Source organism: Janthinobacterium agaricidamnosum (assembly GCF_003667705.1).
In the GTDB taxonomy this organism is placed as follows: Bacteria; Pseudomonadota; Gammaproteobacteria; order Burkholderiales; family Burkholderiaceae_D; genus Janthinobacterium.
This window is the reverse complement of sequence record NZ_CP033019.1, coordinates 1,901,029-1,920,896: the sequence shown is the minus strand read 5'-3', so window position 1 is coordinate 1,920,896 and position 19,868 is coordinate 1,901,029. Positions and strand designations below refer to the sequence as shown.

General features: G+C 64.7%; 16 protein-coding genes. 9 read left to right on the top strand and 7 right to left on the bottom strand.

All coding sequences use genetic code 11. The features are described from left to right. Positions 1-99 precede the first annotated feature (99 nt). From D9M09_RS08815 to D9M09_RS08775, 9 genes are all read left to right on the top strand, one after another. Entirely contained in the window at positions 100-1,737 is a 1,638-nt protein-coding gene (locus D9M09_RS08815; protein WP_121669082.1) for an alpha-amylase family glycosyl hydrolase, read from the top strand. Between the two features lie 84 nt (positions 1,738-1,821). Then, positions 1,822-2,907, top strand: a complete 1,086-nt coding sequence (locus D9M09_RS08810) for an ABC transporter ATP-binding protein (RefSeq protein ID WP_121669081.1) — start codon at positions 1,822-1,824, stop codon at positions 2,905-2,907. A gap of 110 nt (positions 2,908-3,017) precedes the next feature. Beyond that, complete coding sequence (gene malE, locus D9M09_RS08805) at positions 3,018-4,238, top strand: maltose/maltodextrin ABC transporter substrate-binding protein MalE (protein WP_205602342.1); 1,221 nt, start codon at positions 3,018-3,020, stop codon at positions 4,236-4,238. A gap of 147 nt (positions 4,239-4,385) precedes the next feature. After that, a complete protein-coding gene (gene malF, locus D9M09_RS08800; protein ID WP_121669080.1) occupies positions 4,386-5,897 on the top strand; it encodes a maltose ABC transporter permease MalF in 1,512 nt (503 codons plus the stop codon). A 9-nt stretch (positions 5,898-5,906) separates the two neighbouring features. Beyond that, positions 5,907-6,797, top strand: coding sequence for a maltose ABC transporter permease MalG (gene malG / locus D9M09_RS08795; RefSeq protein ID WP_070218276.1), 891 nt, complete (start codon positions 5,907-5,909; stop codon positions 6,795-6,797). A gap of 1 nt (position 6,798) precedes the next feature. After that, positions 6,799-8,439: an alpha-amylase family glycosyl hydrolase gene (locus D9M09_RS08790; protein ID WP_121669079.1), complete on the top strand. Its 1,641-nt coding sequence runs from the start codon at positions 6,799-6,801 to the stop codon at positions 8,437-8,439. Continuing rightward, entirely contained in the window at positions 8,436-9,347 is a 912-nt protein-coding gene (locus D9M09_RS08785) for a carbohydrate kinase family protein (protein WP_121669078.1), read from the top strand. The genes D9M09_RS08790 and D9M09_RS08785 overlap by 4 nt, the downstream gene beginning before the upstream one ends. A 103-nt stretch (positions 9,348-9,450) precedes the next feature. After that, the gene (locus D9M09_RS08780) at positions 9,451-10,737 is read left to right on the top strand and encodes an O-acetylhomoserine aminocarboxypropyltransferase/cysteine synthase family protein (protein WP_121669077.1); all 1,287 of its coding nucleotides are present in this window, start codon (positions 9,451-9,453) and stop codon (positions 10,735-10,737) included. 49 nt (positions 10,738-10,786) lie between these two features. Continuing rightward, positions 10,787-11,779: an AraC family transcriptional regulator gene (locus tag D9M09_RS08775; RefSeq protein ID WP_205602341.1), complete on the top strand. Its 993-nt coding sequence runs from the start codon at positions 10,787-10,789 to the stop codon at positions 11,777-11,779. A gap of 136 nt (positions 11,780-11,915) precedes the next feature. On the opposite strand, the gene D9M09_RS08770 is transcribed toward D9M09_RS08775, so the two are convergent. The 7 genes from D9M09_RS08770 to D9M09_RS08740 form a co-directional block, all read right to left on the bottom strand. Further along, the gene (locus D9M09_RS08770) at positions 11,916-12,950 is read right to left on the bottom strand and encodes an AAA family ATPase (RefSeq protein ID WP_121669075.1); all 1,035 of its coding nucleotides are present in this window, start codon (positions 12,948-12,950) and stop codon (positions 11,916-11,918) included. Next, positions 12,947-14,326, bottom strand: a complete 1,380-nt coding sequence (locus tag D9M09_RS08765) for an AMP-binding protein (protein WP_121669074.1) — start codon at positions 14,324-14,326, stop codon at positions 12,947-12,949. The genes D9M09_RS08770 and D9M09_RS08765 overlap by 4 nt, the downstream gene beginning before the upstream one ends. After that, a complete protein-coding gene (locus tag D9M09_RS08760; protein ID WP_121669073.1) occupies positions 14,323-14,916 on the bottom strand; it encodes a hypothetical protein in 594 nt (197 codons plus the stop codon). The genes D9M09_RS08765 and D9M09_RS08760 overlap by 4 nt, the downstream gene beginning before the upstream one ends. An 82-nt stretch (positions 14,917-14,998) precedes the next feature. Beyond that, positions 14,999-16,774 carry a VWA domain-containing protein gene (locus tag D9M09_RS08755; RefSeq protein WP_121669072.1) on the bottom strand — a complete coding sequence of 592 codons (1,776 nt, stop codon included), beginning with the start codon at positions 16,772-16,774 and terminating at the stop codon, positions 14,999-15,001. Continuing rightward, positions 16,771-17,742 carry a hypothetical protein gene (locus D9M09_RS08750; protein ID WP_121669071.1) on the bottom strand — a complete coding sequence of 324 codons (972 nt, stop codon included), beginning with the start codon at positions 17,740-17,742 and terminating at the stop codon, positions 16,771-16,773. Before D9M09_RS08750 ends, D9M09_RS08755 begins: the two co-directional genes overlap by 4 nt. A gap of 9 nt (positions 17,743-17,751) precedes the next feature. Then, on the bottom strand, positions 17,752-18,219 hold the full coding sequence (locus D9M09_RS08745) for a hypothetical protein (RefSeq protein WP_162995613.1): 468 nt from the start codon (positions 18,217-18,219) through the stop codon (positions 17,752-17,754). Between the two features lie 2 nt (positions 18,220-18,221). Continuing rightward, positions 18,222-19,802, bottom strand: coding sequence for an AAA family ATPase (locus D9M09_RS08740; RefSeq protein WP_121669069.1), 1,581 nt, complete (start codon positions 19,800-19,802; stop codon positions 18,222-18,224). Positions 19,803-19,868 lie beyond the last annotated feature (66 nt).

Below are 19,868 nucleotides of genomic sequence, written 5' to 3'. Positions count from 1 at the left end.
ATACCCAAAGCGCTTTGAATTTTAAAATAAGACGTTCGCCTACCAACCAGCAGCGCCGCCCTGATAGCCACGGCTACAGGCACTTTTAAGAAATCATTCATGCCGACCATTCAGAACAATCTCGCCCACCTGCCCGCCGACTGGTGGCGCAGCGCCGTCATCTACCAGGTCTATCCACGCAGCTTCCTCGACAGCAATGGCGACGGCATCGGCGACTTGCCCGGCATTACCTCCAAGCTCGATTACATCGCCGCCCTGGGCGCCGACATCGTCTGGATCTCGCCCTTCTTCACATCGCCGATGAAGGACTTCGGCTACGACGTGGCCGACTTCTGCGACGTCGATCCCATGTTCGGCACCCTGGCCGATTTCGACCGCCTGGTGGCGCGCGCCCATGAACTGGGCCTGAAAGTGATGATCGACCAAGTGCTGTCGCATTCGTCCGACGTCCACCCGTGGTTCGTGGAAAGCCGCTCCAGCCGCGACAATCCCAAGGCCGACTGGTATGTGTGGGCCGACCAGAAACCGGACGGCACGCCGCCGAACAACTGGCTCTCCGTGTTCGGCGGTTCCGCCTGGCAATGGGAGCCGCGCCGCGGCCAGTACTACCTGCATGATTTTCTCGTCAGCCAGCCCGACCTGAACTTCCACAACCCGGCCGTGCAGCAAGCGCAGCTGGACAACCTGCGTTTCTGGCTCGAGCGCGGCGTCGACGGTTTCCGCTTCGATTCCTGCAACTTCCCCTACCACGACCAGTTGCTGCGCGACAATCCGCCCGCCGCGCAGCGCGATGCGAGCAGCGTGTCGGCCATCAACCCGTACGGCATGCAGGCGCACATGTACGACAAGACGCAGCCGGAAAACATCGCCTACCTGCAGCGCGTGCGCGCCATCCTTGATGAATACCAGGCCATTTCCATCGGCGAAGTGGGTGACGACAATGCGCTGGCCACGATGGCCGCCTACACGGGTGCCGACAAGCTGAACATGGCTTACAGTTTCAACTTGCTGACGGCCGAGTTTTCCGCCGCGCATATCCGCAAGCAGGTGGAAGAATTCGAAGCGCAAGTGGCCGACGGCTGGGCATCCTGGTCCGTGGGCAACCACGACAGCGTGCGCGTGATGACGCGCTGGGGCGGCGAGAACCCGTCGCCGTCGCTGGCCAAGGTGGTGCTGGCCGTGCAGGCGGCCTTGAAAGGCACGCCCTGCCTGTATCAGGGCGACGAGCTGGCCCTGACGGAAGCGGACATTCCTTTCGAAGCGCTGCAAGACCCGTACGGCATCCCGTTCTGGCCCCAGTTCAAGGGCCGCGACGGCTGCCGCACGCCGATGCCATGGGTGGCCGATGCGCCGCATGGCGGCTTCAGTAATGCCAAACCTTGGCTGCCCGTGCCGCCCGAGCATCTGGCGCGCGCCGTCGATGTGGAAGAAAACGATGCCGGCTCGCCGCTGCGCTTTGCGCAAAACATCCTCGCCTGGCGCCGCACCCTGCCGCAGTTGCTGCGCGGCGATATCGTCTTCTTCGATGCGCCGGAACCCGTGCTGGCCCTGCGCCGCGACTTGCCGGGACAGCCGTCCTTGCTGGCCGCCTTCAACCTGGGCACGGAGGCGGTCACCTTCGCCTGGCCTGACGCGGGGCCAGCAGCCGGCCTGGCCGGTCACGGCTTGCCAGGCAGTAAAGATGGCCAGCAGATCAGCCTGCCCCCGCATGGCGGCTGGTTCGGCACGCACGCTTAAACAGTACCCTTTGGCGGCCATGCCGCCAATTACAATAACGAGCCCCGCGCATCAGCGGGGCCAAATTGAGAGAACGAGGACGACATGGCTGGACTGAAATTAACAGGCCTGAAGAAGGCATATGGCGACGTGCAAACCCTGCACGGCATCGACCTGGAGATCGCCGATGGCGAATTCATGGTCTTCGTGGGCCCGTCGGGTTGCGGCAAATCCACCTTGCTGCGCAGCATCTGCGGCCTGGAAGAAATCAGCGGCGGCGACTTATTCATCGGCAAGACGCGCATGAACGACGTGCCGCCCGCCAAGCGCGGCATCGCCATGGTGTTCCAGAGCTACGCCCTGTACCCGCACATGAGCGTGGCACAGAACATGGCCTTCGGCCTGAAACTGGCCGGTATGAGTAAAGTACAGATCGCCGACGCCGTGCAGCGCGCCGCGCAAATCCTGCGCATCGAACCTTTGCTCGAACGCAAGCCGAAAGACTTGTCGGGCGGCCAGCGCCAGCGCGTCGCCATCGGCCGCGCCATCGTGCGCAAACCCGACGTCTTCCTATTCGACGAGCCGCTGTCCAACCTAGACGCCTCCTTGCGCGTGCAGATGCGCATCGAACTGGCGAATCTGCACCGCGAATTGCGCTCGACCATGATTTACGTCACGCATGACCAGGTCGAGGCGATGACCCTGGCCGACCGCATCGTCGTGCTCAACGCGGGACGCATCGAACAGGTGGGCGCACCGCTCGAGCTGTACCACCATCCCGCCAACCTGTTCGTGGCCGGCTTCCTCGGTTCGCCCCGCATGAACTTCCTCAAAGGCAAGATCCACAGCTATATCGACGGCGTGGCCACCATCGCCACCAACGCGGGCGGCATGCTGCAGGCGGCGTTGACGCAGCCGCTGGCCAGCGGTATGCCCGTCACCGTCGGCGCGCGCCCCGAGCACGTGCAGGCATGCGTGCCCGGTGCCGCTGCCGCCATCACGGCCACCGTGCAGGCGGTGGAAAAACTGGGCGACATCAGCTATCTGTATGTGCACGTCCCGGGCGGCGACGAGCCGCTGGTGGTGCGCGCCGATGCGGATACGGACTGGGCGATTGGCCAGTCCGTGGCGCTGCAGGTGGCGCCCGCCCGCGTCCACGTGTTCGACGAGCACGGCCAGACCCGCACCTGATCTATCCGCTTTAGGGGCCAGGCGCTACAGGCGCCGCCTGGCCTGGTTGCATCGTTTCAGCCTTGATACTCAACATAAACTTAGCATAAAAAAAGATACTGGAGATTGACATGTCCTTCACGCACCCGAAACGCAGCTTCATCAAAACCACCCTGATCGCCGCCGCCCTGGCCGGCATCGGCAACCTGGCCGCCGTCAGCATGGCGAACGCGGCCGAAGCAGGCACCCTGTTGATCTGGATCAATGGAGACAAAGGCTACAAGGGCCTGGCCAAGGTCGGCGAAGAATTCACCAAGAAGACGGGCATCAAGGTCGTCGTCGAGCACCCGGAAGATGCGCCGAACAAATTCCAGCAGGCGGCCGCCGCCGGCAAGGGCCCGGACATCTGGATCTGGCCGCATGACCGCATCGGCGGCTGGATCGACGCAGGCTTGCTGCAACCAGTGACGCCAAGCAAGGAAGCGCGCGCCGCCATCCTGCCGCTGGCCTGGAATGCCTTTACCGTGGGCGGCAAGACCTGGGGCTACCCGATCTCGATCGAAGCCGTCGCCCTCGTCTACAACAAGGACCTGGTGCCGACCCCGCCCAAGACCTTCGAGGAAATCGCCGCGCTGGACAAGAAACTCTCCGCACAAGGCAAGAAAGCCATCCTGTGGGATTACACGAATACCTATTTCACGTGGCCTTTGCTGGGCGCGGGCGGCGGCTTCCCGTTTGAAGTCAAGTCCGACGGCCGCTACGATGCAGCGAAAACGGGCGTGAACAATGCCGGTTCGCAGGCGGGCGTGAATGCGCTGATGACTCTGATCAACAGCGGCGCCATGCCGAAGGGCGCGGGCTACGCGGAAATGGAAGCAGGCTTCAACCAGGGCAAGATCGCCATGATGATCAACGGCCCATGGTCGTGGGACAATGCGCGCAAATCGAAGATCAATTACGGCGTGGCAACGATTCCTACCGTGGCAGGCAAGACGGCCACCCCATTCGTGGGCGTGCTGGGTGCGATGATTTCGAAAGCCAGTCCGAACAAGGACCTGGCGACGGAATTTCTGGAAAACCAGATGCTGCAGCTCAATGGCCTGAAAACCATCAACGCCGACGTCCCGCTGGGCACGCCAGCGAACAAGGTGCTGTTCGCGGAATTGAAAGCCAATCCGAACATCCAGGCGACGATGGAAAGCGCCCAAGCGGGCCGCCCGATGCCGAACAATCCGGAAATGGGCCGCTTCTGGTCGTCGATGCAATCGGCGCTGGAAAACATCACCCAGGGCCGCCAGACGACCAAGGATGGCCTGGATGCGGCGGCGAAGCGGATTACGACCGCCAATTAATTAGCTTTAGGTAGGTTGGATTAGGCCCGAAGGGCCGTAATCCGACAACATTGTTGGCGGCTGATGTCGGATTACGCGGCGCAGCCGCTAATCCGACCTACGCCACCACGCTTGACATCCAGCATCCATCTTCACAGGTATCCCATCGTGCGCAAGTTTATCGGCCCTACGGTATTGACCATCAGCATGGCGCTGGGTCTGTATCTGCTCTTCATGTTGTACATTTCCGGCCAGACCATGCTGGCCGCCGTTTTCCTCGGCTTGCTGACCCTGACGACGTTTGTCTTCACGTCGCCGCGCGCCTATGCCTACCGTTATCTGTTCCCCGGCATCACGGCGGTCATCGTCTTCGTGCTGCTGCCGATGGTGTACACGGTGTCGATCGGCTTTACCAATTTCAGTTCGCGCAACCTGCTCACCTATGACAGGGCCACGCAATACCTGCTCGACGAGACGCAGCGCGTGGAAAGCGCCGGCTATGCCATGACCGTGCATGCCGACAACAAGGAATACCGCTTGCGCCTGGAAAGCCCGGACACGGGCGAAGTGCTGCTGACGCCGCCGCTAGCCCTGAAGCGCGCCGTCCCGCTGAAGGTGGACGTGGCGCCGGCTGACCCCGTGCAGGCGCCCGTGCTGTCCCCTGCTCTGCCCATCAAGGACATCATCGCGCTGCAAAAGGATTTGAAGCTGCTGACGCTCATCCTGCCGAACAGGATCGAGCTGCGCATGGTGGGCTTGCGCGAATTCGGTCCCGTCGCGCATGTCTACAAGCAATTGCCGGACAAGACCCTGAAGAAAGTCGCCACGGGCGAACTCGTGACGCCGAACTTCAAGACGGGCTTTTATGAAATGCCGGACGGCACCAAACTGGAACCGGGTTTCAAGGTCAATGTTGGCTTTGCCAACTTCGTGAAAATCTTCTCCGACGAAGCGTTCCGCGGCCCCTTCCTGCGCATTTTCGTCTGGACCATCGTCTTCGCCCTGATCAGCGTGGCGACCACGACGGGCCTGGGCATGGTGCTGGCCGTTCTGCTGAACTGGGATGCGCTGCGCTTCCGCGGCCTGTACCGCACGCTGCTGTTCCTGCCGTACGCCGTGCCCGGTTTCATTTCCATCCTGGTCTTCAAGGGACTGTTCAATAACAACTTCGGCGAAATCAACCTCGTGCTCGACGCCTTGTTCGGCATCAAGCCCGCCTGGTTCTCGGACACCACCCTGGCCAAGGCCATGATCCTGATCGTCAACACCTGGCTCGGCTACCCCTACATGATGGTCGTGTGCATGGGTCTCATCAAGGCGATCCCGTCGGACCTGTACGAAGCGTCGGCCCTGGCCGGCGCGGGACCGCTGACGAATTTCTTCAAGATCACCCTGCCGTTGATCATCAAGCCGCTGACACCGCTGATGGTGGCCAGCCTGGGGTTCAACTTCAATAATTTCGTGCTGATCAGCTTGCTGACGGGCGGGCGTCCCGATTTCCTCGATACAACGTTACCGGCCGGCACGACGGACTTGCTCGTGTCCTACACCTACCGTATCGCGTTCGAGGATTCCGGCCAGAACTTTGGCCTGGCCGCCGCCATCTCGACCCTGATCTTCTTCCTCGTGGCCGCGATTTCGCTGGTCAACATGCGCCTGACGCGCATGAACAAAGCATAAAGGACAGTAATGGCTATCGTTGTCGACCGTTCCAACCGCTGGCGCATCCTGGCGGCCCATGTCGCCGTGATCGCGCTGATCGCGCTGGTGATGTTCCCCTTCCTGATGATCCTGTCGATTTCTTTGCGACCAGGCAACTTCGCCTCGGGCAGTTTGATCCCGCCCGAGATCAGCTTCGAGCACTGGCGATTGGCGCTGGGCATGTCTTACCAGGCGCCCAACGGCGCCCTGGTCGAGCCGGACTTCCCCGTGCTGCTGTGGCTGTGGAATTCCATCAAGGTGGCCAGCATGAGCGCCACCGTCACCGTGCTGCTATCGACCACCTGCGCGTATGCGTTCGCGCGCATGCAATTCCGCTTCAAGTCGCAGACGCTGTCCGCGCTGATGCTGCTGCAGATGTTCCCCGCCGTGCTGGCCCTGGTGGCCATCTACGCCATCTTCGACGTGCTGGGCAGCTACGTGCCGTGGCTGGGCATCGACCACCACGGCAGCCTGGTACTGGCCTACACGGGCGGCATCGCCCTGCATATCTGGACCATCAAGGGCTATTATCAAACCATCCCCGTCGAGATCGAGGAAGCGGCCAAGGTCGACGGCGCCACGCAGTGGCAGGCCTTCGTCTACGTGCTGCTGCCGATGACGGTGCCCATCCTGATGGTGGTGTTTTTGTTGTCCTTCATCGGCGCCATCATCGAATACCCGATCGCGTCCGTGCTGCTGCATGAGCAGAACAACCTGACCCTGGCCGTCGGCTCGAAACTGTTCCTGTACGAGCAAAAATACCTGTGGGGCGACTTCGCCGCGGCGGCCATTTTGTCCGGCTTGCCGATCACGGCCGTGTTCCTGCTGGCGCAAAAATGGATGATCTCCGGCCTGACGGCCGGCGGCGTGAAGGGCTGACATGAAGACCGTGCTGACCGCCCTCGCCGCTTTGCTCGTCTGCCTGCCGGCGCAGGCGGGCAGCTTTGCAGAGAACCCCATCGTCTACTTTGCCGTGACGGACCGTTTCGCCAACGGCAATCCCGGCAACGACCACAGTTACGGCCGCGCGGCCGACCCGCAAGGCGGCGACGTGGGCAGCTTTCACGGCGGCGACATCGCCGGCATCACGCAGCAGCTCAAAGCCGGCTATTTCAAGGAACTGGGCATCAACGCGCTGTGGATCACGGCGCCGTATGAACAGATCCACGGCTGGGTGGTGGGCGGCAAGCAGCAATTCCAGCACTATGCCTACCACGGCTACTGGGCACTCGATTACACCACGATGGACGCCAACATGGGCACGCGCGACGAGCTGCGCGAGATGATCGCCACGGCGCACGCGCAAGGCATCCGCGTGCTGTTCGACGTGGTGCTGAACCACCCCGGCTATGCGGACTTGCGCACCCTGGCCGAATACAAGGTGCCCGTGCTGTGGCCCGGCCATGACAAGGCCGCGCTGCGCGATTATCACAGCTTCATCGACTACAACAACTTCGAATTCAAGCAATGGTGGGGGCCGGACTGGGTACGTGCGGGCCTGCCCGGCTATTCCGATGGCGGCAAGGACGACTACACGATGCAGCTGGCCTACCTGCCCGACTTCCGCACGGAGAGCGGCAAGGCCGTGGGCTTGCCGCCGATTTTGCAGCGCAAGACGGACACGCGCGCCGTCGCCTTGCCCGGCACCACGGTGCGCGGTTATCTGGTGCACTGGCTGGCCGACTGGGTGCGCGAATTCGGCGTCGACGGTTTCAGGGCCGACACCGTCAAGCACGTGGAGCCGGCCAGCTGGCTGGCCCTGCGCGCGGCCGCCAGCGATGCATTAAAAGACTGGAAGACGCGCCATCCCGAACAGAAGATCGACGATGCGCCATTCTGGATGACGGGCGAAGCGTGGGGCCATGGCCCCGAGCGCAGCAGCTGGTTTGATGCCGGCTTCGACTCGATGATCAATTTCGACTTTCAACACCGCGCGGGCGGCGACTGGAAAAGCATCGACGGCGTGTACCGCCAGTACGCGGGCTTGCTAGGCAAGCGCATTGGCAATGAGCCTCGCTACGACATCCTGTCGTACATCTCCTCGCACGACACCAGCCTGTTCCCGCGCGATCAATTGAAGCACGGCTTGAGCGCCCTGCTGCTGGCGCCGGGCGGCGTGCAGCTGTTCTATGGCGATGAAAGCGCGCGCCAGCCTGGCGCGGCGCCCATCGGCGACGAACAGCAGGCGACGCGGTCAAGCATGAACTGGGGCTCGCTCGATGCTGCCACCCTCGCGCATGCGCGCAAGCTGGGCCAGTTCCGGCTGCGCCACCCTGCCCTGGCGCGCGGTGAACACCGGTTCATCAACGACAAGCCGTACGCCTTCGCCCGCGTGATGGATGGTGACGCCGTCATCGCCGTGCCCGAGGCGCAAGGCGCGCTCTCACTGAAGGTACACGGCGTGTTCGCCGATGGCGCCAAGCTGCGCGACGCTTATACAAATCAAACCTACCTGGTAAAAAATGGCGCCGTCGCGGTGAACGCGGCCGGCACCGTCCTGTTAGAAAAGGCTGCACCATGAGTACCTATGACATTTTAGTAGTTGGCGGCGCCGGCATCGACACGATCGTGCGCGTCCCCGACCTGCAATTGCCCGTGGCCGATTCGCTGCACGTGCCCCCCATCCGCGACTACGTGGCGCACACGGGCAATGGCGTGGCGCTCGGTTGCCACGCGCTGGGCCTGCGCTGCAAGTTCATCGACTTCATCGGCGACGATGCGCAAGGCGCGGCCATCCTGCAGCGCTATAAAGAGACCAGGCTCGATTTTTCACACCTAGTCGAACCGTCGGGCACGCGGCGCAGCGTCAACCTGGTCGACCCGCAGGGGCGCCGGCTGTCGCTGTACGACGGCCGCCACCCGGAAGACCTGCGCATGCCGGCCGCTTTCTATCTTCCCTACCTGGGACCGGCGCGCCACGCGCACTTTTCCATCATGGGCTGGGTGGCCGCACTGTTTGACGATGCACTGACGTGCGGCACGACGGTGTCGACCGATCTGCACGACTGGGATGGCGTCAACCCGCACCACAAGGTCTTTGCGCTGCGCGCCGACCTGGTTTTCCTCAGCACGGCAGCGCTGGGCGAGCGTACGGAGTCCGTCATGCGCGAAATTATTTCGCAAGGCCGCGCGCAGGCCGTGATCGCCATGGCCGGCGCGCATGGCGCCTACCTGCTGGAACGGGGCAGCGCGTCCGTGCGCCACACTCCGACGGCGGGATTGAAGCTGCCCGTGGTGGACACGAATGGCGCCGGCGACTCGTTCGTCGCCGCCTTCCTGCACGCCTGGCTGGCAGGATTGCCGCTCGACGAAGCCATGCGCCGCGGCGCCATCGGCGGCGCGTTTGCCTGCATGCAGAACGGCACGCATGAACGGTTCATCGGCCAGGCAGAGCTGGATGACTTATATCAAGACAGCACTAGCTTATAACTTAATATTCTATCAAGCGTAGCAAGCAGTTAACGGGGGCATGGCACAATGGCTGCGAATTTCAAACGCTTCACCATCGCAGACCAATCGAACCGGAGACCACATGAGAATCGAAACCCTGGCCGTGCACGCCGGCTACACCCCCGACCCGACCACCAAGGCCGCCGCCGTCCCCATCTACCAGACGGTGGCCTACGCCTTCGACAATGCCCAGCATGGCGCCGACCTGTTCGACCTCAAGGTCGCCGGGAACATCTACACGCGCATCATGAACCCCACGCAGGACGTGCTGGAAAAGCGCGTCGCGGCGCTGGAAGGCGGCGTGGCCGCGCTGGCCGTCGCTTCCGGCATGGCGGCCATCACCTACGCGATCCAGACCATCGCCGAAGCGGGCGACAATTTCATCTCCGCCAGCCAGCTGTACGGCGGCACCTACAACCTGTTTGCCCACACCCTGCCGCAGATCGGCATCGAAGTGCGCTTCGCCGATGCGCGCCAGCCCGAGACCTTCGCCGCCCTGATCGACGCGCGCACCAAGGCCATCTTCTGCGAATCGATCGGCAACCCGCTGGGCAACGTGACGGACGTGGCGAAACTGGCCGAAATCGCGCATGCGCACGGCATCCCGCTGATCGTCGATAACACCGTACCGAGCCCCTATCTGTTCCGCCCCATCGAGCATGGCGCCGACATCGTCGTCCATTCGCTGACCAAATACCTGGGCGGCCACGGCACCACCGTGGGCGGCGCCATCGTCGACAGCGGCAAATTTCCGTGGGCCGAACACAAGGAGCGTTTCAAGCGCCTGAACGAGCCGGACGTTTCCTACCACGGCGTCGTCTACACGGAAGCGTTCGGCCCCGCCGCCTTCATCGGCCGCGCGCGCGTCGTCCCGCTGCGCAACATGGGCGCGGCCATTTCGCCGCTCTCCGCCTTCCAGCTGATCCAGGGCATCGAGACGCTGGCCCTGCGCATGGACCGCATCTGCGACAATACGCTGGCCCTGGCCAAGCACCTGAAGCAGCATCCGAAAGTCGCGTGGGTCAATTACGCGGGCCTGGAAGACCACCCGGACCACGCGCTGGTGAAAAAATACATGCACGGCCGCGCCTCGGGCATCCTGTCCTTCGGCCTGAAACTGGCGGCAAGCGAAGACCCGCGCGCTGCCGGCGCCCGCGTGCTCGACGCCCTGCAGCTGTTTACGCGCCTGGTCAACATCGGCGACGCCAAGTCGCTGGCCACCCACCCGGCGTCCACCACGCACCGCCAGCTCAATCCCGAGGAACTGGCCAAGGCGGGCGTGTCCGAAGACATGCTGCGCCTGTCCGTGGGCATCGAGCATATCGACGACTTGCGCGAAGACCTGGAACAGGCCTTGAACGCGGCGTAAGACTTTTTTTCGCGCCGTTCCCAGGGGAGTTCATGCCATAATCGGCGGCATGTCTTCCCCTCCTATTCCCCCTGAACAGCGGGCGTCCGGGCTGTTCCGCGCCGAATACGCGCGCCGCATGAATGCCGTGCTCGACCATATCGACCGCCACCTGGACACGCCGCTGGACCTGGCCCAACTGGCCGATGTCGCGCATTTTTCCCGTTTCCACTTTCACCGCGTGTTCGCCGCCTGGATGGGTGAAACCTTGGGCGATTATGCGCGCCGCCGGCGCCTGGAATCGGCCGCCTTGCGGCTGGCCTGCCGTCCCGGCGAGTCGATACTCGACATCGCGCTGGCGACGGGCTTCGGTTCCGGCGAAGCGTTTGCGCGCGCCTTCAAGCTGAAATTCGGCTGCACGCCGACAGCCTGGCGCGCCGGCATTGCCGCGAAAAACGCCGCCATGCTCGCGGCCATGCGCCTGCGCCGGCAAGATAGCAATCCGGATCAGGCCATGCGCAATACCGATCAGGAATACGGGCCGAACTTCCCGCACCATGGGCACTCCAATCCACTTGATAGAGAGAGTCCCATGCAAGTCACCATCCTCGACCTGCCGCCCGTCACCGTCGCGTGCCAGCGCCATATCGGCCCCTACGGCCCCGCCATCAGCGCCTTCTGGCGCGACACCGTATCACCGTGGATGCAGTCGCACGGCCTGGGCGACGCCACCTGCTACGGCATCGGCCTTGACGATCCAAGCATCACGCCGCCGGAAAAATGCCGCTACGACGCCTGCGTCGCCGTGCCCGACGGCTTCCAGTCAGCCGGACGCGCCAGCCTCGCCACCCTGCCAGGCGGGCGTTACGCGGTGGCGCAATTCAAGGGACCGTCCAGCGCCATCCCCGACGCGTGGACGCGCATGGCGCGCGAATGGCTGCCGGCCAGCGGCCTGCAGTGGGACGAGCGCCCCTGCTTCGAGCGCTTTGCCGCCGCCACGGCGATGGACCCGGCCACCGGCGAATTCTCTTGCGAGATCTGCATCCCCGTGCGGCCGCTGTAACAATCTCGTCGGATTACGCGGCATGCGCCGCGAATCCGACCTACCCTGCGGTATCCGCGTGCGCCGCCGTAGCAACAGCGTAGGTCGGATTAGCGCAGCGTAATCCGACACCGCCGCGTACGCCACGCATCCGCCATTAAGGTCCCGTCAGCACCTGCGCCACCTGCCTGACCCTGTCATCCACGGAACCTGACACATTGACATAGGCGATCCCCCGCCGCGCCAGCTCGGCCTGGTACCAAGCATGCTGGCGCGCGCGGAAATCCTCGTCGCGGCGGGTGCCGTCCTGGATGAAGGGGAAATCAGGGGCGCACAGCAGCATAAGGTCATAGCGGTGTTCGGCCAGCTGCGCCAATTCCTGCTCGGCCCTGCCGAACATCTCGACGCAGTAAAAATACGTGGTCATGGGCGAGGTATCGCAAAACAGCCAGCGCCGCGCAACCAGGAGCGCCTGCGCTTCGCGGCGCAGCTGTTCCCGGCCGATCTTCAGCAGATCGTCATAGTGCAATACGCCATCCTGGCGCTCCCATAACTCTCGGCCATATTCGGCCACCCAGGCCGTCTCGAAATACCGCGCCAGCGCTTGCGTCAAAGTCGTCTTGCCGCTCGACTCGCCGCCGAGCACGCACACGCGCGTGACGAAATCGGCGCGCACAACGGGCGACAGGAAGGCGCTGTGCGCATGCGGGTCTTGCCGCACGAGGGTGCCGGACACGGGTACCAGGGTTCTTGCCTGGTCCACGCTCACGTGCGCCACCGCGCCAGCTGCATAATGCCGTTCCAGCACCTGCGCAAAGCCGGGGCCATACTCTTCGCTGCTAAACACGGCATCGACGGGCAAGTCCAGCACCGTCCAGCACAGCCAGCCCATGAAGTGGCGATGGTCGTCGCCATCGGCGTCGTTGTGCGGCAGCGCGCGCGCCGGCACGCCGCGCGCCGCGCACAGGGCGGCCAGGCGCGCATCGTCGAGCACCACGATGTGCGCTTGCGGGAATTGCGCGCGCAGCCACCGTTCCCGGCGCGCCGGTTCCAGGCCGGGAAATTCGGGCTTGGTGTAGCTGACCACCAGCAGCTCTTCGCAGGCGTCTTGCGCACGGTTGATCAACAGTTCATGGCCCTGATGCAGCGGGCAAAATTTGCCGACCACAAGGCCGCGTTTATGGAGCTTCATGCTGCCGCTTCCCGCAAATCCGAGGTGTATTGAATGATCTTGTCTTCCGCCAGCAAGATCTCGACCGTGATGGCGCCGAAAAAAGGCGCGAGCAAGGCGCGAGCACGGTCAGCCTGCGGCATGGCGTTCGGTGCCAGGCGCAGCGCGACGGCGCCGTCGCCATGCTGATGCACGCCGAACAGGGCGATGGCCAACGGTTTCAGGGCATGCGTGATGTCGATATTGTTGAGCCACTCGCCATTGACCGTCCTGTAGCGCAAAGGGCTGCGGCCAGCCAGGCCCACCAGCACAGGGCCATGCGGGCCATGCAGCAGCGACGCGTAATCGCCCGTGCGGTAGCGCACAAGGGGCAGGCAAAAGTTAAAACCGCCCGTCACCGTGATTTCGCCGCGCGCGCCATCGGGCACGGGACGGCCATCCGCATCGAGGATTTCCACGTACAGCCGGTGCTGCAGCAGCACGTGGCCGCCCGCCCGCTCGTCGTAGACGGCGACGGGTCCCACTTCATTGAGCGAATAGATATCGAGCACGGGGCAGCCAAAAGCCGCTTCCAGCCGCGCGCGCATGCCGGGCAACAGCATCATCGAGACGGACAGCAGCGCGGCAGGCTTGTGCGTCATGGACAAGGTCAGCAGCTCGGCAAACGAGATGGGGTCGCCCGCGATCAGCTCGGGCGCCATGGCGTCCAGGTAGCGCGCGCGGTCTTCAGCCTGGCGCCAGTCGTCCACGTGCAGGTTGATCTTCGCCAGGCCCGATTCGTTCATCGTCGGCGTGACGGAGACATAGGTGAAGCAGCGGCGCTGGTGCCCCAGCAGCATCACGCCCACTTGGCCCGCGCCATGGCGCAGGGTCACGCCGAAGCGGCGCAGCGCGCGCTTGTGGAAGGCCAGGTATCGCCCCGCCACCAGCGGATGCGAGGCGATCAGCAGCGGATGGCCCGTGGTGCCCGTCGTCTGGAAATTGATCATGCGCGCCAGGTCCGCATCGTCGGGCACGAAGGCGGCGATGTCGTGGGCCAGTTCGGCGCGGCTGACAGGCGCCACGTCCGCAAGGCGCGCGGGGGGCGAGCCGCAGGCGCGGTAATACGGCACCGTGGAGTAGGTCGTCCTGAGATAATCCGCCAGCCAGGACGGCGGCGCATCGACGCTCCAGCCGATCGCGGCATCCATGACGTCCTGTTCATAGGCGCGCAGCGCTTCGACTTCCGCCGCCAGCAGCTTGTTGCCGCTGCGGTTGCGGTACCGGGGCGCGCACGGATGGCTGCGCAGTTTGTCCAGCATGCGTGCGCCCGCCGGCGTCAGGGTGGGACAATAGTCGCGGTCCGATTCCCAGGCACCGCCCGGCAGGTTGACGTCAGGTTTGCCAGCGAGCGTCATTCGCGCGACCACTTGTCGGCCGATTCCTCGGCCGCCTTCTTCGCCAGCGCCTCGCGGATCTCGCGCGAACGCTGCTCGGCCAGGCGGCTCGCTTCGAGCAGGCGGCGGCGCTCCGTGCCGCTGATGGCGGACAATCTGTCCGTGGCCTGCGCCACGCTTTCATCGCGGGGCCGAAAACCCAGGCGCGCCAGCACGATGCGCGCCAGTTCCTCGCGCCGCTCCGGGTCTTGCGTGAACTGGTGGGCCGGCGTACTGGCGGCCAGTTCGCGCGCCGCCTCGCCCAGCACCTGCAGCAGATCATGCTGCGGCAACCGCTGTGCGATGAACCACTCGTCAGCCAGCAGCCAGCACAGGATCATGGCCAGCGCCAGCCGGTTGCGGTCCGCCTTCACCTGCGCGCCGATAAAACCCTGCAGGGACGCGGCAGGCGCACGCGCGCCATGCAGCAGCACAATGTCGTTGACCAGCGCGGCCACCGCCACCGCCTGCGCATTGGCAACACCGGCGATACGGGGCTCGGCGAAGAATTCGACGGGCGTGTCGGCCAGGCGGTGGGTTAAGGTTTCGAGGTGGGGACCAGAGATATTCATGGGCCTTTTCTTATACAGTGATGTGCAAATTTAGCCCGAAAAGCAAAGGCTGGGGTCAGACCCGGCGGGTCTGACCCCGGATTTAAACATAGTGGCGCCGGCTGAACGCCCGCGCAAAGTCCAGCAAGTCCTCGTAGCGCTCGACGGCGTGGATATCCCAGCCCTGCTCGCGGCGCGCGCGTTTCAGGTCGTCATAGGTTTGCTGCAGCCACTTGCTGGCCGCCGCGCCATCCCAGTCGCGCGCCAGGTTCAGGGCCATGGTGCCGCCCGCGCCGCCCTGGGCCAGCGCCTTGGCGGAAATATCCCAGCCGCTGTTGCCCAGTTCATCCTTGTCGAACATGGTGGTGATGCCATCGTCGGAAATCATCAGGATGTGCGCGGGCCGTTCGCGCTTGCCCGCATAGGTCTTGCGCAGACAGTGGATGGGGAAACAGGTGCCGCCGCCAAAAAACTCCGTCAGCACGCCCAGGATCAGGTCTTCATCGCGCACGAAGCCGGGCGTCTGCATCACCTCGTTCTTGCCGCTCCACAGGGTCACCTGCACTTTCGCGCCGGCGCGCAGGGCGGACAAGGCGATGACGGCGCCGGCCAGGGTCAGGAACGAGATGTGCGCCTGCGGGTTCGGCATGGAGCCTGAACTGTCCACGTACATGTCCAGGTCGACGGGCACGGCGTCGACGGCGCGCGCCGGTTCGCGGCCATACACGCGGCGCACGGTGGTCACGCCGGGCACGGGGCGCGGCGACTGCATCACGGACTGCAGCCAGTCGATTTCCTCGAGCGGATCGCCGATCTCCCACGCTTCCAGCCCTTCCATCTGCGGCTCCTGCGACTCGGGCGCGGGGCGGCTGGGGAACGCCACCAGGTGCGGCAAGGCCCGCTCGCGGTAGTAGCGGATGGCGATTTCATGGTCGCTCAGATCGATGCCCGAGGCCTTCAGAATGTCGCCCAGCTCGAACGGTTCGCGCAGCTGGCCGCCGCCCTGCCTTGCCGGCGCCTCGCCTTGCGGCTCCTCGCCATCGAGGCCGGAAATGCGCTTGTCGTGCACCGGGTGGATGGCGCCGCCCTCCTCGTCATCCTCGATCTGCTGCGCGCCATACGTCTGGCAGCCCCGGGCCGCGTCGCGCGTGTCCTGCAGATAACGGCTCGGGCCCAGAGCATCCGTATCGTCGACCAGATAGGGCAGCAGCAAGGTGGCGAAGCGGCCCGCCGCCAGCATCCAGTCGTTTGCATACACGCGTATCAGGCGCGCGCCCAGCCAGGCGTCCGTGTCCAGGCGTTCGTCCGCCTCGTGCTCAGCCCCTGCTCCGCCCAGCTCTCCCTTTTCCAGCTGCCACAGGTTTTCATAGATGCGCATGTACAAGGTCCATACGCCGCCGCTGCCCTTGGCGCGCGCTTCCACCGTGCGCCCCTGCTGCAGCTTGCGGTAGATGTCGGCCATGCGCAGATTCGCCTGGCGCTGCAAGCGGTCGTTGATGAACAGGTCCGTGTACAGATTGGCCACCATGGGCGCGTGCCTCTCCAGGGTGGGCAAGGCGCGGCGCATGCGCGCCAGCAAACGGAACTGGTCGCCGGCGCTGCCCGGCGCGAGGATATGGTGGCCGATTTCATGGGCGAGGATTTCCAGCGCATAGTCGTCCAGCCCCAGTTCCGTCACCAGCGGCAAGTCCACCACCACGCTCTGGTCCAGCAAACGGATCATGGCGAAGCTGCCGGACAGGCCCTGCTTGCTGGCCTCGACGCGGCTGGCGCACAGGCTGGGGTCACGCAAGCGCGTGAATTTGCTCCACACGGCCAGGGCCTCGGGCCAGGCGGCGCACCAGGCCTCGATCAGCGCGGTGTCGGCATCGTTCTTCATGCGAGCGGCAGCAGGCGGATCGCGTGCGTCCATGGCGACGTGATGGCGAGCGTATGCGCATTGGCGGCGATGGCGATGTCGCCGGCCGGCACATCGAGTTCGATGCGGCGCGCGCCGATATGCAGGATCGCCCCATCGAGCCGCACGGCCGATGGCGTGCCGGTTTGCGCCTGCTCGAACTCCGGCGCCGTGGCGCTGTGCAGCACGGCGCCAAAGGCGTCGGCCACCAACAGGTAATGGCGCTCGCCGCTGCGCACGATAAAACCATCCGCGGCAGCGCGCACCTGCGGCGGCGTGCCGAAGTCGCCACCGAGGCCTGTAAAGCTGCCGAACTCCCTGCCGTCCGCATTGCCGCGCCACGGATACTCCATCAGCTGCGCATGCACCTGCGGCCACTGCGCACCCGGCTCGCCAAAGGCGGCCAGCGCCAAGTCCGGCGGCAAGGTATCGGCGGCGGCCAGCGCGCCCTGGCGGAAATGCGCGACGCCGGCGCGCCACGCCAGCACCTGGCCCACTGCGCGCAGCTGCGCCAGCGTGGCGATCTGCGGCGCCAGGGCGGCCAGCTCGCGCTGCCACTGCGCGGGACGCGCCCCCGCCACGGAGGCGATGTGGACGGCGGCGTTGCTGAGCATGCCCAGCACGTCGATGGGCGCCGTCGCCAGCAGCGTTGAAAGCTGCGGCGCCAGCTCGCGCCAGACGGTATTCAAGAACGGGTTTTTCGCCGCCGGACCGGCCAGGCCATGGCCCACCAATTCCAGGGCCATGTCGTAGGCAGCGAGGGTCGCGCCGCCCGCCCGCTCGGGCGCGGCGGCGACCACGGCGACTATCAGCGGATCGACGCCGTCGAGCAAGAAGGCGCCGAAGGCGGCCATGTCGAGCGAGGGAAAGCGCCGGCGCGCTTCCGCCGCGCGCGCATTGAACTGGGCGCGGCCGCCGGCAAGTAGCGAGGCAAAGGCAGGAGAGATCATCGCGGCCCCTCAGTCGCTGTGCGAAAAGTGCAGCAGATAGCGTTCATTCCCCAGTTCGAACGCGATCTCGTCCCAGTGGATCGCGTACCAGAAACCGGCGGGCGGCGTCATCGTCACGGCATACGTGGAAAAACCGCCCAGCGCCTCGTCGAGCGATTCGAGGAAGGCGGCCACCAGCTGCGCGCGGAAGCGTGTCGGCGGCGCCGCCTGCATGTGCCGCGACGAGAAAAACCAGCGCTGGCACACTTGTTCCAGCTGCGCGCGTCCGCACGGCGCCGCCTTGATGTGCCACAAGGCGGCCGGCAAGTCGCGTGCGGGCTCGATGACGTGCAAGGCATGGTCTTCCACGCGCAAGCCCAGCGCCGTGGCAAGATCCGGCGCGTCGGGCAGGCGTGATAATTCGTAGCTCGCGCACAGGTCGCTCGCTTCGCCATTAAGCATGGCCAGCGCTTCCAGGAAGCCTTGACAGTGCGGCACGCTCATTGCGAACGCAGCCAGCTGCGATAGTTGGTGTAGCGCTGATGCAGGTATTTCAATTTCAGCAGGTCGTCGTACAGGGGGCCGTACAGCTTGCGCCCCTTCGTGCGTTCGCCGATCAGCTTTTCGATGCGGTTCAGGCGCACCAGGGTTTCACGTTCGCTGACGCCGTCGAGGCCCAGGTCGAATTCGGCCGACAGCACGCCCACCGGATCGTCGCGGTCCAGGTCCAGGCGGTTGAATTCATCGTTGGACAGGTCGAACAGGCGGCGCAGCCAGCCCAATCTGTCGCTGCGGTAGGCGGCGTTTTCCGGCAGCGCGAAAAACGGCGCGTCCGGGTCCGGCTGCAGCTTGTTATGCAGCACAAACGGCAGCACCTGGCGCAAGTCTTCCAGCGCCACCTCGCCATTGCCGCGGAAATACGCCATGGCCTTGGCGTAGATCATGAGCGCCATCAGGGTGCGCACGGAGATGCCGTTCAAGGTCTGGCAACCGAGGTCCTTCAGGCGGTCGCGCCCATTGTCGGCCGCCTGCGCGGCGCCCCGGTCAGCACCGGCCAAACGGGCCGTATCCTTGGTCATGTATTCGAACTGGCCGCCGGCCGTCTCGAACAGCTCGAACTGGCTGGCAAAAAATTCCAGGCGGCGGCGCACGGCGTCGGGTATGCCCACCTGGCGGATCGCCTCGCCGATCTGATCGACCTCGCCTTCCGTGAAGATGATATCGGGCGGCACCAGCTCTTCGGGACGCACGTTTTCTTCCACGCGCAGCAGCAGCTCGTTCAGGAAGCGCGGGTTGAAGGCCAGCGCCTGCACCGTCACGTCGACCCGGTCGCGCAGCGCCTCGATCACCTGGTAGGTGCCGCCGCCCTGGTCGTCGTTGGCCGTCAGGTACCAGGCCGCTTCCGGGCACTCGTAAATATGGTTCAGCACTTCCGCGTAATTGTCACCCATGACGGTGAGCAGCGCGCTTTGCGTGCGCGTGGGGATGCGGTTGTATTCATCGACGATCTTCACGCGCATGCCCAGCCAGGCGCGCCAGGCGATGCGGATATCGTCCATGCTTTGCGCGTTGACCAGGTCGGCCGGCAAGGGATTACCCAGCAAGTCGGCCACCGTCATCTGCGGGTGGCCATGCTGCATGGCGCGTTTCACCTCCTTGACGGTGGAGCCGGCCAGCACGCCCATCAGCAGGGCGCTGGCCGTCTTGCCCCGCCCCGGCCCGCCCACAAACAGGCATTTGCGGCGCGTGGCGAACGTCAGCAGGGGCAGCAAAATAAAACTCGAATAGCTTTGCGCCGACGGCAAATTCAATGTGCGGCGGCTGTCGCCCACGGAATAGGTCTGCGACGGGCCGTCGTTGTACTCGATGTCGTAGTGGGGGCTGATGATGGCGTGGTTGACGATCCAGAAATACGCCTGGCGCAGCTTTTCATCGAAAGGCCGCGCTTGCGCCTCGCCTTCCGCGCCCAGCGCGATGGGGCCTTGGTACAAATCCGCCACGTCGAACTGCCGCACGGCGGGCGCGGCCTTGGGCTTGGTGGGGGCTTGGGACAAGCGCTGGAACAAATTGAATGCAGACATAGAAATCATCAAAAAGGCATCGAATCAACCCCTAAAGCCAAGGACCGGGGTCGGACCCTCAGGGTC